This is a genomic window from Kitasatospora sp. NPDC088264, from assembly GCF_040685715.1.
Lineage (GTDB): Bacteria > Actinomycetota > Actinomycetes > Streptomycetales > Streptomycetaceae > Kitasatospora.
The window spans coordinates 17,999-31,120 of record NZ_JBFBIR010000011.1 but is presented as its reverse complement, the minus strand read 5'-3'; the positions used below and the strand labels follow the sequence as shown (position 1 = coordinate 31,120).

13 protein-coding genes are annotated in these 13,122 nt (G+C 75.1%); 11 read left to right on the top strand and 2 right to left on the bottom strand.

Going from position 1 to position 13,122, the window contains the following annotated elements; genetic code table 11:
• Positions 1-67 precede the first annotated feature (67 nt).
• Both AB0O82_RS11525 and AB0O82_RS11520 read right to left on the bottom strand, forming a co-directional pair.
• Positions 68-862 carry a methyltransferase domain-containing protein gene (locus tag AB0O82_RS11525; protein WP_363582542.1) on the bottom strand — a complete coding sequence of 265 codons (795 nt, stop codon included), beginning with the start codon at positions 860-862 and terminating at the stop codon, positions 68-70.
• Positions 863-911: 49 nt separating this feature from the next.
• Positions 912-2,006, bottom strand: a complete 1,095-nt coding sequence (locus AB0O82_RS11520; protein ID WP_363582540.1) for an alpha-hydroxy acid oxidase — start codon at positions 2,004-2,006, stop codon at positions 912-914.
• Positions 2,007-2,186: 180 nt separating this feature from the next.
• Between AB0O82_RS11520 and AB0O82_RS11515 the strand changes: the two genes are divergently transcribed.
• The 11 genes from AB0O82_RS11515 (at position 2,187) to AB0O82_RS11465 (ending at position 13,111) form a co-directional block, all read left to right on the top strand.
• Positions 2,187-3,623: an AMP-binding protein gene (locus tag AB0O82_RS11515; RefSeq protein WP_363582538.1), complete on the top strand. Its 1,437-nt coding sequence runs from the start codon at positions 2,187-2,189 to the stop codon at positions 3,621-3,623.
• Between the two features lie 33 nt (positions 3,624-3,656).
• The gene (locus AB0O82_RS11510; RefSeq protein WP_363582536.1) at positions 3,657-3,950 is read left to right on the top strand and encodes an acyl carrier protein; all 294 of its coding nucleotides are present in this window, start codon (positions 3,657-3,659) and stop codon (positions 3,948-3,950) included.
• Complete coding sequence (locus AB0O82_RS11505) at positions 3,947-4,201, top strand: acyl carrier protein (RefSeq protein ID WP_350885552.1); 255 nt, start codon at positions 3,947-3,949, stop codon at positions 4,199-4,201. Before AB0O82_RS11510 ends, AB0O82_RS11505 begins: the two co-directional genes overlap by 4 nt.
• Positions 4,198-5,346, top strand: a complete 1,149-nt coding sequence (locus AB0O82_RS11500; RefSeq protein ID WP_363582534.1) for a beta-ketoacyl synthase N-terminal-like domain-containing protein — start codon at positions 4,198-4,200, stop codon at positions 5,344-5,346. The genes AB0O82_RS11505 and AB0O82_RS11500 overlap by 4 nt, the downstream gene beginning before the upstream one ends.
• A 61-nt stretch (positions 5,347-5,407) precedes the next feature.
• A complete protein-coding gene (locus tag AB0O82_RS11495) occupies positions 5,408-5,992 on the top strand; it encodes a hypothetical protein (RefSeq protein ID WP_363582532.1) in 585 nt (194 codons plus the stop codon).
• Positions 5,993-6,271: 279 nt separating this feature from the next.
• Positions 6,272-7,894 carry a class I adenylate-forming enzyme family protein gene (locus AB0O82_RS11490; RefSeq protein ID WP_363582530.1) on the top strand — a complete coding sequence of 541 codons (1,623 nt, stop codon included), beginning with the start codon at positions 6,272-6,274 and terminating at the stop codon, positions 7,892-7,894.
• A complete protein-coding gene (locus tag AB0O82_RS11485) occupies positions 7,891-9,147 on the top strand; it encodes a beta-ketoacyl-[acyl-carrier-protein] synthase family protein (RefSeq protein WP_363582528.1) in 1,257 nt (418 codons plus the stop codon). Before AB0O82_RS11490 ends, AB0O82_RS11485 begins: the two co-directional genes overlap by 4 nt.
• Before the next feature lie 42 nt (positions 9,148-9,189).
• Positions 9,190-10,176 carry a 4-hydroxyphenylpyruvate dioxygenase gene (gene hppD / locus AB0O82_RS11480; protein ID WP_363582526.1) on the top strand — a complete coding sequence of 329 codons (987 nt, stop codon included), beginning with the start codon at positions 9,190-9,192 and terminating at the stop codon, positions 10,174-10,176.
• A gap of 33 nt (positions 10,177-10,209) precedes the next feature.
• Positions 10,210-11,124, top strand: coding sequence for a phytanoyl-CoA dioxygenase family protein (locus tag AB0O82_RS11475; RefSeq protein WP_363582524.1), 915 nt, complete (start codon positions 10,210-10,212; stop codon positions 11,122-11,124).
• Positions 11,121-12,146 carry a thiamine pyrophosphate-dependent dehydrogenase E1 component subunit alpha gene (locus tag AB0O82_RS11470; RefSeq protein ID WP_363582522.1) on the top strand — a complete coding sequence of 342 codons (1,026 nt, stop codon included), beginning with the start codon at positions 11,121-11,123 and terminating at the stop codon, positions 12,144-12,146. The genes AB0O82_RS11475 and AB0O82_RS11470 overlap by 4 nt, the downstream gene beginning before the upstream one ends.
• Complete coding sequence (locus AB0O82_RS11465) at positions 12,143-13,111, top strand: transketolase C-terminal domain-containing protein (protein ID WP_363582520.1); 969 nt, start codon at positions 12,143-12,145, stop codon at positions 13,109-13,111. Before AB0O82_RS11470 ends, AB0O82_RS11465 begins: the two co-directional genes overlap by 4 nt.
• The last annotated feature ends 11 nt before the right edge of the window (positions 13,112-13,122 follow it).

Here is a 13,122-nt window from a genome sequence, read left to right as displayed (position 1 = left end):
CGGCGGGCGGACTCAGGGCCTGAGGACTTCAGGATCCAGGGGTCCATGGGCCTGAGGACACGAGGGCCTAGCGGTCGGCTTCGACGTAGACGGTCTCGTCGGTGCGGAACGCGGTGTCGAGGTCGGCGACGTCGGGGCGGGCGCCCTGGCGGTAGGCGCAGTGGCGGATCCGCTCGGGTTCGAAGCCGGCGAGGGTGAGGACGTGGCGCAGCTCGTCCAGGTCGTAGATCCACTGGTGCCCGTAGTGGCGGAAGATCTGGTTGACCAGGAAGGCCGGGCGGGCGGGCATCGGCGGGCCGAAGCCGAGGGTGGTGAGGCGGCGGCGGTGCTTGGCGAGGAAGCCGTCCTCGTTGGCGTAGCCGGCCAGGTAGCGGGCGAGGTCCGGGGTGGTGAGGCGCAGCACGCCGCCGGGGCGCAGGACGCGGCGCACCTCGCGCAGCCAGCCGACCGCGACCGGCATGGTGACGTGCTCGATCAGGTGCTCGGCGTAGACCCAGTCGACGCTGGCGTCGGCGAAGGGCAGCGGCCGGCCGATGTCGAGCTGGGTGAACCAGCGGTCGCCGTCGACCCGGTAGAGGGTGCCGGGTTCGGTGGCGGCGTCGGGGCTGCGCAGGGTGGTGAGGTCGGTGCCGAGTCCTTCCGGGTGGGCGGTCCGGAAGGCGGCGAACTCGATTCCGGTGAGGCCGAGTTCGCGGAATCCGGCGTGGTCGCGGGGCAGCCCGCCGGGGTGCGCTTCGAGCGTGTCGCAGGTGGCGACCTGCTCGCTGAAGGCGTCCAGGCGGGTGGCGAGGCCGTCGGGGTCGTCCCAGTCCCAGCCGGGGAAGGGGTCGTTGCGTTCGGTCTCGGGGGTCGGTTCGGTCATCTGTTGTTCTCCATCCAGTACGGACAACGTGGTGCAGGCGGTGCGCGGTTCAGCCGGCCGGGCAGGGCCAGGGGGCGAGGGCCGTGCGGTCCAGGTCGGCGAGCCGGGGGCGGCCCAACAGGGCCATGGTGTGCTCCAGTTCGTCGCGCAGCAGGTCGAGGACTCGGTGCACACCCGCCTCCCCCTCGGTGGCGAGGCCCCAGAACACCGGACGGCCGACCAGGACGGCGCGGGCGCCGAGGGCGAGCGCGACGGCGATGTCGGCGCCGGTGCGCACCCCGCCGTCGAGCAGCACCGGCAGGTCGGCGGGTACGGCGTCGACGACCTCGGGCAGTGCGGCCAGGGAGGGCAGAGCGCCGTCGAGTTGCCGCCCGCCATGGTTGGAGACCACGACGGCGTCGGCGCCGTGCTCGGCGGCGAGCCGGGCGTCCTCGGCGGTCAGGATGCCCTTGAGGACCAGCGGCAGCCGGGTGCGGGCGCGCAGCCAGTCGAGGTCGGCCCAGGTCAGGGTGGGGTCGAACTGTTCGCGGGCGTGCTCGGCGATGCCCGAGCCGCCGTCCGTCGCGCGGTGGCTGGCGGACATCAGGTCCTGGTCCAGGTTGACGGCGCGGACGGCGGGCGGGATCGCGAAGCCGTTGCGCAGGTCGCGCAGGCGGCGGCCGATCCTGGGGGCGTCCACGGTCAGGACGAGCGCGCGGTAGCCGGCCGCCTCGGCGCGTTCGACCAGGGCGGCGAGCGCGGCGCGCTCGCGCAGCCAGTACAGCTGGAGCCAGAGCGGACCGGTGGCGGCGGCCGCGATCTCCTCCAGCGTGCGGCTGGCGAACATGCCGGCGACCAGCAGGGCCCCGGCGCGGCCGGCGGCGCGCGCGGTGGCGGTCTCGCCCTCCGGGTCGACCAGCCGGTGGTAGGCCATCGGGGCGATGCCGACCGGCAGGCCGAGCGGCGCGCCGAGCAGCGTGCTCGCGGGCGAGCAGTCGGAGACGTCGACCATCGTGCGCGGGCGCAGTGCATAGCGCGCGAACATTTCCCGGTTCGCCGCCACGGTGCGTTCCGTGCCGCTGCCGCCTTCGATGAAGTCCCATATTTCCGGGGAAAGTTGCGCGCGCGCGGCGCGCTCCATCCCGGCCAGCGTGAGTTCTCCCACGGGCATCCTCGATTCCGGGCGGCCACGCGTGGACCAGCCCCGGTTCGGCAGCGTAGGAGCAACAACCACATTGGTATAGACCTTGATTTGACCAAACGTCTGTGCAATCGTCTGGCAACGGAATTGACCGTTTTGGTTGTGAACGGCGTCCATGTCAAATCCCCTCACTTGTGTGGAGCGGTGTTGACCGGCATTTCCCCCTCTTCACTTCCGCCTTCCTCACCGCCGCACGCCGACGCCCCGGACGCCTGGGTCGACCGGCTGTTGCTGGCCGGTCCTGGAGGCGAGGAGTGCCTGCATCTCGGCGTACCACTCGACCGGGACGCCCTGCGCGCCCTGGTCGACGAACAGGCCGCGCACCTCGCCGCGGCCGGACTCGGCCCCGGCGGCACGGCCGCGCTACGGCTGCCGCCCTCGGTGGCGTTCGTCACGGTGCTGCTGGCGTGCTGGCGGCTCGGCGCCCAAGTGGCGCTGCTCGACCACCGATTGACGGACCACGAGGTCGACGCGGCGGTGGCGCGGCTGGCCCCGCAGGTCCTGGTAGGCTCCGCCCACCGGCCCGCGGCGGCCCTGCGCGGCTTCTCCGAGGTCGAGCCGGTGGCCGTCCGGCTGCCGGAAGGGCGCCCGGCCCGCACCGGGCACGCGCTGATCCAGCTCAGCTCCGGGTCCACCGGCCCGGCCAAGGTCATCGCCCGCACGGCCTCCGACCTGCTCCGCGAACTCGACTGCTACCACAGGCTGGTGGAGTTCCCCGGCGAGGGCGAGCGGGTCGTCCTGCTGTCCTCCGTGGTGCACGTGCTCGGCCTGGTCGGCGGACTGCTCAACAGTCTGCACGCCCGGGCCTCGCTCACCGTGCCCGAGCGGATGACGGCGGCGGGCATCCTCGCCGCGGTCGCCGCCGGCGACCGGCCGACCACCGTCATCGGAGTGCCCTTCCACGCCGAACTGCTGGCCGGCGCCGTCACTCCCCCGGCGCTGCCGGGGCTGCGGCGGATGATCGTGGCCGGCGAGCTGGTCCGCCCGGGCCTGCCCGCGCTGTTCGCCGACCGCTACGGCGTCCCGCTCGGCACCATGTACGGGATGACCGAGACCGGGGTCATCGCCACCGACCTGTCCGGCACGCTCCACCCGGCCAAGCAGCCCGTCCACGGGATGCGGCTGCGGCTGGTCGCGGGCGAACTGCGAATCGGCGCGGAATCCTCGCCCTACCCGGGGCTGGACGACCCGACCCGCTGGTCGGACGGCTGGCTGCACACCCGCGACGCGGCCGAACTCGACCCGGCCACCGGCCTGGTCACCGTCCTCGGCCGCCTGGACTCGCAGGTCTCGATCGGCGGCCTCAAGGTCGACCTCACCGAGGTCGAGCAGACGCTCACCGCGCTGCCCGAGGTCCGCGAGGCCGTCGTGGTCTTCGAGGACGGCGCGATCGAGGCCTACCTCGCCACCGAACCCGACGCCGACCTCGCCCTCGTCCAGGACGGGCTGGCCCGCCGGCTCGCCGCCTACAAGCGGCCGCGACGGCTCGCCCTGCTGCCCCGACTCCCCCGTACCGCCACCGGAAAACTCCTGCGCGACCCGGCCGCCCTGCGCAGCACCGCCACGGCCGCCGCGCTCTGATCCACCGCACGCACCCCGACAAGGAGCCACACCATGCAGGACCGCGTCCGCGAGTTCGTCCTCGCCTCGCTCACCGAGATGCAGTACGACGTCTCCGAGGTCACCGGGGACACCGACCTCGGCCCGGCCGGGCTGGACCTCGAATCGCTCGCGCTGGCCGAGCTGTCGGTGCAGGTCGAGGACGAGTTCGGGATCAAGTTCGACCTCGACGAGATGGAGACCACCGCGCTGATGACGCTCGACGAGTTCACCGCCGACGTCGTCAAGCGGATCGCCGCCAGCACCACCGCCGCCACTGCCACCGCCACCGCCGGCAGCCCGGCGTGAGCGGCTCCGCCCTCCCCGACCGGGCCGAGGTCCGCGCGATGCTGGCGGCGTTCGGGCAGCGCGCCGCCGACACCGTGCCCGACGACCTCGGATCGCTCGAACTCACCTGGCTCATAGCCGAGTTCGAGCAGCGCTACGGCATCCAGGTGGACCTCGACGACGACCGCTTCGGCGCCGTCCGGACGGTCGACGACGCCACCGAACTGCTGCGTTCGGCCGTCCTGGCCGAACGTGTGGGCGCCCGGCCATGACCACCGGCGCGCCCTCCGCACACCGGCCGCGCGGCCGGCCGGTGGTCACCGGGCTCGGCGTGCTCAGCGCCGCCGGGCGCGGACTCGGCCCGCTGACCGAGGCCGCCGCCCACGGCAAGACCGCCTTCGGCCCCGTCACCCGCTTCGACGTGAGCGCCCGCCGCGCCACCCGGGCCGCCCTGCTGCCCGACGACGTGCCGCTCGCGCACACCTTCCCGCTGGCCCGCGCGGTGCTCGACGCCGTCGGCCAGGCCTGCCGCCAGGCCGGACTGACCGCCGCCGACGGCGCGGACACGCCCGTCCTGCTCGCCCTGCACAGCGACGAACGGACCAGGGGCACCGCCGACGCGGTGGCCGCCGGCGTCCGCGCCGCCTGGGGCACCGCGGGCGTCACCCGGGTGTACACCGGCGCCTGCGTGGCAGCCGCGACCGCCGTCGCGGACGCCGCGGCGCTGGTCGCCACCGGGCGGCACGAGCGGGTCCTGGTCGCGGCCGGGCACCTGGTCGAGCCGGGCGTGTTCGCCGTCTTCGACGCCGGCCGCGCGCTGGCCCGGGACGGCGAGCTGCGCCCGTTCAGCACCGGCCGCACGGGCACCCTGCTCGGCGACGCGGCCGCCGCCGTGCTGGTCGAGGCCGCCCCGGCCGCCGAACGGCGCGGCGCCACCGCCCTCGCCCGGCTGGCCGGCTGGGGCCGCGCCGGGGACGCCCACCACGTGTGCCGCCCCGAACCGGACGGCGCCGGAGTCGCCCGGGCCGTCGAGGCCGCGCTCACCCGCGCCGGCGTCGCCCCGGCCGAGGTCGGCTACGTCAACGCCAACGGCACCGGCTCCACCCTCGCCGACCAGGCCGAGGCGAGCGCGCTGCGCCGGGTCTTCGGCGCGCACACCGCCGAACTCCCGGTCAGCTCCAGCAAATCCGTCCACGGGCACGCCCTGGAAGCCTCCGCCCTGCTCGAACTCGCCGTCACCATCGGCGCGTTGGGCACCGGCCTGCTCCCGGTCAACGCCGGCTGGCTCGGCCCGGACCCGGACGTCGGCCTGGACCTCGTCCTCGACGGCCCCCGCGCCGCCCGCCCCCGCTACGCACTCAGCCTCAACTCCGCCTTCGGCGGCGCCAACACCGCCCTGCTGGTGGCCCCCGCATGACCGGCCACCGGCCCCCGCCCGCCGTTCGACGGCGCCGACCCCGTACCCCGGCACCCACACCATGACCACCGACGCCACAGACCCCGACGCCACGAACTTCGCCGCACCCGCGCCGGCCGCCGCCCGGCTGCGGGTCCTCGCCGAGGCCCGCCGACCCGACCCCGGCTCGGCCGACCCCGACCTGGCCGGCCCGCCACCACCGCTGCCCGGCTTCGCCGCCTCCGGCTTCAACCCGCTGGTCGCCGACACCGCCGACCGCTGCCTGCGCGCCCACCACGGCGCCCCGCCCGCCCCCGGGCGGACCGCACTGCTGCTGGCCAGCGCCGACGGCGACCGCGCCACCGCGCGGGCCATCGACCGGAGCGCCGAACCCGGACGGCGCCCCGCACCCCTGTTGTTCTTCCAGTCCAACCCCAACGCCGTCCTCGGGCACATCGCCGCCCGCTGGGGTCTGACCGGCCCCGTCGTGGCGATCAGCCCGGCCCGCGCCGTCCCCGGGCAGGTGCCCTCGGACGCGCTCGACCTCGCAGCGCTGCTCCTCGCGGACGGCGACGCCGACCAGGTGCTGGTCATCGCCGCCGAACCGGGCGACGACGGACCGGGCGAGGCCGCCGGACACGCGGTGGCCGTCCTGGTCACCGGCTGACGTCCCGGTCACCGACCGAGTCACCGACTCAGTCACCGACCGAGTCACCGACTGAACCGTCCGGCCACCGCCGGCCGTACCCACGAACGAGGCCCGACGACTGAAGCAGCCGCACCCGGCAGACCAGCACCCGGCCCCGTCACCCACCCAGGCCCCGTCGCACCCGCCGACAGCCCACCGACACCCGCCGACACCCTTCGCCGCCCGCGCGGCCGCCCGACCCACGCCAACCGATCAGCCGCCCGGGCCGTCTCCGGCCCCGAGGGAGGGATCCACCCCGTGACCATCCGCAGTGTCCGCAGCCTGATCGCGGACGACCCCGACGTGGGCGCCGGCAACGTCCTGACCGCCCGGCTCGCACTCGGCCTCGGCCTCGACGAACCGCTGCTGACCTTCGACACCCCGGTGGACGACCACCCCGCCTGGCAACCGCTCACCCTGCGCGAACTCGACCGCGCCGTCCGGGCCCGCGCCGCCGCCCTGCACGCCCTCGGCATCACCCGGCGCGACCCGGTGGTGGTCTTCGCGAGCGACGCCGCCGACCACGTGCTCGCCTTCCTCGCCCTGACCCGGCTCGGCGCCATCCCCGCGCTGCTCAACCCCAACGTGGACGGCGAGCGGGCCGCCCGCTACATCGCCCGACTCGGCGCCGTCGGCGTCCTCGCCGACCCGGCCCACCTGGCCGCGCTGGCCGGCCACGACCCCGGCGCGCCGCTGCTGCCCGAGATCTCCACCCTCGGCGCGGGCGACCCGGACGCCGCCCCCGAGCCGTACCGGCACTGGTCCGGCGACCCGGTGGCGATCACCCACTCCTCCGGCACCACCGGAATGCCCAAGGCCGTCGTCCACTCGCACGCGAGCCTGTACGCGGCGATCCGCCACCGGCTGCGGCTGCCCCGCCCGCAGGGCCAGGACCGGATGCTCAGCGCACTGCCCGCGCCGCACGCCGCCACCCTGATCGCGCTCAACCTGGCGCTCAGCTCGCACACCGAACTCGCCGTGCTGTCACGGCAGTCCGGCGCCGGGGTGCTGGACGCGATCGAGCAGTGGCGGCCCACCGGGGTGATCGGCTTCGCCGCCACCTGGGCCGAACTCGCCCACCACGACCTCGCCGCCCGGGACCTCGCCACCGTCGCCCTGTGGTGGAACACCGGCGACTGCGCGCACGAGGTGCACATCCGCCGCCTGATCGCCACCGGCAGCCGGGAGTCCGTCACCCGCGCGGGCCGCACCCGGACGCCGGGCTCGCTGTTCGTCGACGGCCTGGGCTCCACCGAGATGGGCCACTCGCACTTCTTCATCACCCACGGCCCCGGCACCGAGCGCTACGGGCGCTGCGTCGGGCGCCCGCACGCCTTCGTCGACTGCGAGGTGGTCGGCCCGGACGGCGAGCCGCTCGGCCCCGGCGAGGTCGGCGAACTCGCCACCTCCTCACCGACCCTGGCACTCGGCTACTGGAACGACTCGGCCACCACCTTCCGCACCCGGATCCGCGGCCGCTTCCTCACCGGCGACCTGATGTACCGGGACGGGGAGGGCTACTACTACCACGTCGACCGGGCCGTCGACTCGGTCGAACTCGGCGACGGCAAGCGGCTGTTCACCGCCATGTCGGAGGAGCGGGTGCTGGCCGCCCGCCCGGACGTGGCGGACTGCACGGTGGTCGCCGTGCGGGACGGCGAGCGCGTGGTCACCGACGTGCTGCTGATCCTCACCGCCGACGCCGACCCGACCGCCGACCGGACCAAGGACGTCATCGCCGCCCTGGACGAGGCCGCCGCCGCAACCGTACGCCAGGTGCTGGTCGTCTCCGGGGACGACATCCCGCTCGGCCCCACCGGCAAGGTCCGCAAGGTACTGCTGCGCCAGCGCTACCTCGACGCCGCGGCCGGTGCCCGATGACCCGCCGCGAGGGCGCCGTCGTCACCGGCCTCGGCCTGGTCTCGCCGCTCGGCCGCAAGCCCGCCGAGGTGTTCGACGCGCTCAACGCCGGGCGCTCCGGACTGACCGCCGTCCCCGAGGGCCACGCCGCGCACGGCTGGCTGCCCGCCGCCGGGATCGCCCCCGCCGTGGACGGCCGCGAGGTGCTGCCGCCCACCGAGACCCGCTGCGTGGACCGCTTCGTGCTGCTCGCCCTGGCCGCCGCCGACGACGCGCTCGCCGACGCCGGCCTGGTCGTCGGCCGGGACGCCGACCCGCACCGCACCGCCGTGGTGCTGGCCACCGGCGGCGGCGGACTGGAGACCTTCGAGCAGCAGTCGCACCGCCGGCTGGAACGCGGCCGCCCCGGCGTCAGCCCGTACCTGCTGCCGGGCATGCTCTCCAACATGGCCACCGCCCGGATCGCCATCAAACACGGCATCCGCGGCTACAGTTCGGCCGTGGTGACGGCCTGCGCGGCCGGCGCCCAGGCCGTCGCCGAGGGGCTGCGGCTGATCCGCTCCGGCGACGCGGACGTGGTGGTGTGCGGCGGCACCGAGTCCTCGCTGCACCCGACCATCGCCGCCGCCTTCACCAACGCCCGTGCGCTCGCCCAGGGTTGGGAGGATCCGGAGCAGGCCAGCCGGCCCTTCGACACCCGCCGCAACGGCTTCGTGCTCGGCGAGGGCAGCGCCGTCCTCGTCCTGGAACGCGCCGACCACGCCGACGCCCGCGGCGCCGCCGGGTACGCGGACGTCATCGGCTGGGGCGCCTCGACCGACGCCCACCACCCGACCATGCCCCGCCCCGACGGCTCCGGCGCCGCCGACGCGATGCGCTCCGCGCTCGCCAACGCCAGCCTGGCACCGGGCGACATCGACTACGTGAACGCCCACGGCACCGGCACCAAGCTCGGTGACGTGGCCGAGACCGCCGCCCTGCGCGCCGTCTTCGGCGCGCACCCGCCCGCGGTCAGCTCCACCAAGGGTGCCACCGGCCATCTCCTCGGCGCCGCGGGCGCGTTGGAGGCGGCGGTGACCGCCCTGGCGGTGGCGAGGGGGACGCTGCCGCCGACACTCAACCTGACCGACCCCGACCCGGCCTGCGACCTGGACCACGTCCGGGGCGGGGCCCGGTCCGCACCGGTGCGCGCCGCGCTGAGCAACGCCTTCGCCTTCGGCGGCCACAACCTCAGCCTGATCCTCGGCCCGGCGTCCACCCGGGCCGCCAAGTAGCGCGCCGATCCGCGCCCTTCCATCCCTCCGGGGGAGATCCCGTTGTCCATCCAGTCCATCACCCACGTCGAGTTCCACTGCGCGGACGCCGACAAGACCGCGGCCGGGCTCTGCGCCGACTTCGGCTTCGCCGCCGACGCCCCGGAGACCGCACCGGACGGCGCCCGCACCATCCGGCTGCGCCAGGGCTCGATCCGGATGCACCTGGCCTCCGCCGCCGACCCCGACCACCCGGTGGCCGGCTTCGTCGCCCGGCACGGGGACGGCGTCGCCGCCCTCGCCCTCGCCTGCACCGACCCGCAGGCCGCGCTGGAGCGCGCCGAGCGGCACGGCGCCCGCGTGCTGGACCGGGCCGGCCGGCTGATCGCCGGCTTCGGCGACACCGCCCTGAGGTTCGTACCGCCGCGCCCGGCCGAACCCGCCGACGAGCCGGGCCTGCTGGACGCCCTGGACCACGTCGCGATCTGCGTCCCGGCCGGCGAACTCGCCGACGCCGTACGGTTCTGCGAGGCCGCGCTCGGCTTCCACCGGATCTTCGGCGAGTACATCGAAGTCGGCCGGCAGGCCATGGACTCCAGCGTGGTGCAGAGCGCCTCCGGCGAGGTCACCTTCACCCTGATCGAGCCGGACACCACCCGGCGGCCCGGCCAGATCGACGAGTTCCTGGCCTCCCACGACGGCGCCGGAGTGCAGCACCTGGCCTTCCGCACCGGCGACATCGCCACCGCCGTCCGCACCGCCCGGGCCAACGGCGTGGAGTTCCTGAGCACCCCGGGCACCTACTTCGACGCCCTGGCCGAGCGGTTCGGCGAGACGGCGATCCCGGTGGAGACCCTGCGCGACCTGCACGTGCTCGTCGACCAGGACCACGGCGGCCAGCTGTTCCAGATCTTCGTCCGCTCCACCCACCCCCGGCGGACGTACTTCCTGGAGCTGATCGAGCGCCAGGGCGCCGGCACCTTCGGCACCGCGAACATCAAGGCCCTGTACGAGGCCGTCGAGCGGCAGAGCTCCGACGCCGCCGTCTGACCGCCGCCCACACCTCAAGAAGGGGCACACCCCATGACCACCGCCGTCGAGTTCCGCCTCAGCGAGGCCGAACACGCCCTGCTGCCCACGCCCGAGGAGGTGGCCCACTACCGCGAGCACGGCTGGTACCTGTCCCGGAAGCTGTTCAGCGACGAGGAACTGGACACCCTCCAGGCCGCCACCGAGCTCTACTACGGCGGCCACCGCGACCGCGAACTGCCCGCCCGCCCGCCGCGCCTGGCCGCCTGGGATCCCTCGCAGGGCCCGATCCAGCGGCACAACGACTACGTGCACTACGAGAGCGACGCCATCGGCGCGATCCTGCGCAAGCCGCTGATCGGCGCGGTGGCCGCCCTGCTGGCCGGCGCCGAGGAGATCCGGGTGTTCCAGGCGACCCTGATCTACAAGCCGCCGGTGCCCGGGGAGCCGAGCAACCAGGTGCCCTGGCACTTCGACAAGCACTACTGGCAGACCTCCACCTCGGAGGAGATGCTCACCGCGTTCATCCCGTTCCACGACTGCCGCGAGGAGAACGGCACCATCACCATGGTGGACGGCAGCCACCGCTGGCGGGAGCTGGACTCCGGCGAGGACTCCACCCGCCACTTCGCCGACCGCGACCGCACCCAACTCGACGACATCCTGGCCGCCAACGCCGCCCACAACGGGCAGCAGGTGCGCACCGTCCCGATGCACATCCCGCGCGGCCACATGTCCTTCCACCACTGCCGCACCTACCACGGCAGCGGCCCCAACCTGGCCTCCTTCCCCCGCCGGGCCGTCTCGCTGCACCTCCAGGACGGCGCCAACGAGTACCGCCGCCACACCCGGGCGGACGGCGGCCCGGTGGTGTACAACCACGACGTGCTGGTGCGCCGCACCGCCGACGGCCGGCCCGACTACGCGGACCCGCAGTTCTGCCCGACCATCTGGCGGGGGGCCCGGTGACGGCTCCCCCGGCGACCCTGCCCCCCGGCACCGCGGCCCCCGGCAGCGCGCCGCTGGACACGCCGGCCGAGCGCTACCGGATGCTGCGGCTGATCCGCGGCTTCGAGGAGCTGGCGCTCGGCCTGGTGAAGGCCGGCGCGATCCCCGGCGGCATCCACCCGTACATCGGGCAGGAGGCCGTCGCGGTCGGCGTCTGCTCGGCGCTCGGCCCCGCCGACCGGCTCACCAGCACCCACCGCGGCCACGGCCACGTGCTCGCCCGGGGCGCCGCACCGCACCGGCTGCTCGCCGAACTCGCGGGCCGCGTCGACGGGTTGAACGGCGGCCGGGGCGGCTCGATGCACGCCGCCGACCTCTCGCTCGGCATCCTCGGCGCCAACGGCATCGTCGGCGCCGGCGCCCCGATCGCGGTCGGCGCCGCCTGGACCGCCCGCCAGGCCGGGGACGGCCGGGTGGCCGTGGCCTTCTTCGGCGACGGCGCGCTCAACCAGGGCGTGCTGCTGGAGTCGTTCAACCTCGCCGCGATGTGGCGCCTGCCGGTGGTGTTCGTCTGCGAGAACAACGGCTACGCCACCACCCTGCCCGCCGCCACCGCGGTCGCGGGCAGCGCGACCGGGCGGGCCGCCGCCTTCGGCATCCCCGCCGAGGAGGTGGACGGCATGGACACCGAGGCCGTCCGCGCCGCCGCCCTGCGCGCGGTGGAGCGGGCCCGGTCCGGCGGCGGCCCCGGCTTCCTGGAATGCCGCACCTACCGCTACGAGGGCCACCACACCATGGAACGCCGGATGAAGCTGCACTACCGCACCCCCGAGGAGGTCGAGGCCTGGCGCGCCCGCGACCCGCTCCCCCGGGCCGCCGCCCAGCTGGAGCAGCCCGCCGTCGCCGAACTCGACGACGCGGTGGCCCGCCAGCTCGCCGCCGCCGAGGAGTTCGCCCTCGCCTCCGAACACCCCGACCCGGCCGACGCGTTGGACCACCTGTACGCCGACGGCCTGCGGCCCCGGGCCGGGGCGGTGGCATGACCAGGCTCTCGTACACCAAGGCCCTCAACCGGGCGATCGCCGACGAACTCGCCGACGACCCGGCGGTCTGCGTCTTCGGCGAGGACATCGGCGCCGGGATGGCCGGCCCGACGCTCGGCCTGCTGGACCGCTTCGGGCCCGAGCGGATCGTCGACACCCCGCTGTCCGAGCAGGCCTTCACCGCCATGGCGATCGGCGCGGCGCTCACCGGGCGGCGCCCGGTGCTGGAGTTCCAGATCCCCTCGCTGCTGTTCCTGGTCTTCGAGCAACTCGTCAACCAGGCACACAAGTTCTCGCTGATGACCGGCGGGCAGGCGAGCGTCCCGCTGACCTGCCTGGTGCCCGGATCGGGCTCCCGGGACGGCTGGGCCGGGCAGCACTCCGACCACCCGTACAGCCTGTTCGCGCACGCCGGGGTGAAGACCGTGGTGCCCGCCACCCCGACCGACGCCTACGGGCTGCTGCGCTCGGCGATCCGCGACCCGGACCCGGTCGTGGTGTTCGCGCCCGCCGCCGCCCTCCCGGTGCGCGAGACCGTCACCTGGGACCTCGCGCCGATCCCGCTCGGCCGGGCCCGGATCCACCGCCCCGGCACCGACGTCACCGTGGTCGCCGTCGGACACCTGGTGCACGACGCGCTCGCCGTGGCGGACGAGGTCGCCGAGGACATCTCGGTCGAAGTCCTCGACCCCCGCACGCTGTACCCCCTAGATTGGGCCGCGCTCGCAGCCTCGCTGGAACGCACCGGCCGGCTGGTCGTCTTCGACGATTCCAACCGCAGCTGCGGCTTCGCCGCGGAGGTGCTGGCCACCGCCTCCGAGGAGATGCGCCTGATCGCCCCGCCCCGCCGGGTCACCCGCCCCGACGGCGCCGTCCTGCCGTTCGCCCCCGCCCTCGACCGCGCCCTCCAGCCCGGCCGCGAGCAACTGCGCCATGCCCTGCACGCCGTCCTCAAGCACCCCTGAGCAGAAGGAGC

Excerpts from the sequence above, each read along its gene's own strand:
- AB0O82_RS11495 (WP_363582532.1), top strand. The coding sequence starts at position 5,408 with ATGACCACCGACGCCACAGACCCCGACGCCACGAACTTCGCCGCACCC.
- AB0O82_RS11525 (WP_363582542.1), bottom strand. The coding sequence starts at position 862 with ATGACCGAACCGACCCCCGAGACCGAACGCAACGACCCCTTCCCCGGC.
- AB0O82_RS11475 (WP_363582524.1), top strand. The coding sequence starts at position 10,210 with ATGACCACCGCCGTCGAGTTCCGCCTCAGCGAGGCCGAACACGCCCTG.
- AB0O82_RS11510 (WP_363582536.1), top strand. The coding sequence starts at position 3,657 with ATGCAGGACCGCGTCCGCGAGTTCGTCCTCGCCTCGCTCACCGAGATG.
- AB0O82_RS11465 (WP_363582520.1), top strand. The coding sequence starts at position 12,143 with ATGACCAGGCTCTCGTACACCAAGGCCCTCAACCGGGCGATCGCCGAC.
- AB0O82_RS11500 (WP_363582534.1), top strand. The coding sequence starts at position 4,198 with ATGACCACCGGCGCGCCCTCCGCACACCGGCCGCGCGGCCGGCCGGTG.
- AB0O82_RS11485 (WP_363582528.1), top strand. The coding sequence starts at position 7,891 with ATGACCCGCCGCGAGGGCGCCGTCGTCACCGGCCTCGGCCTGGTCTCG.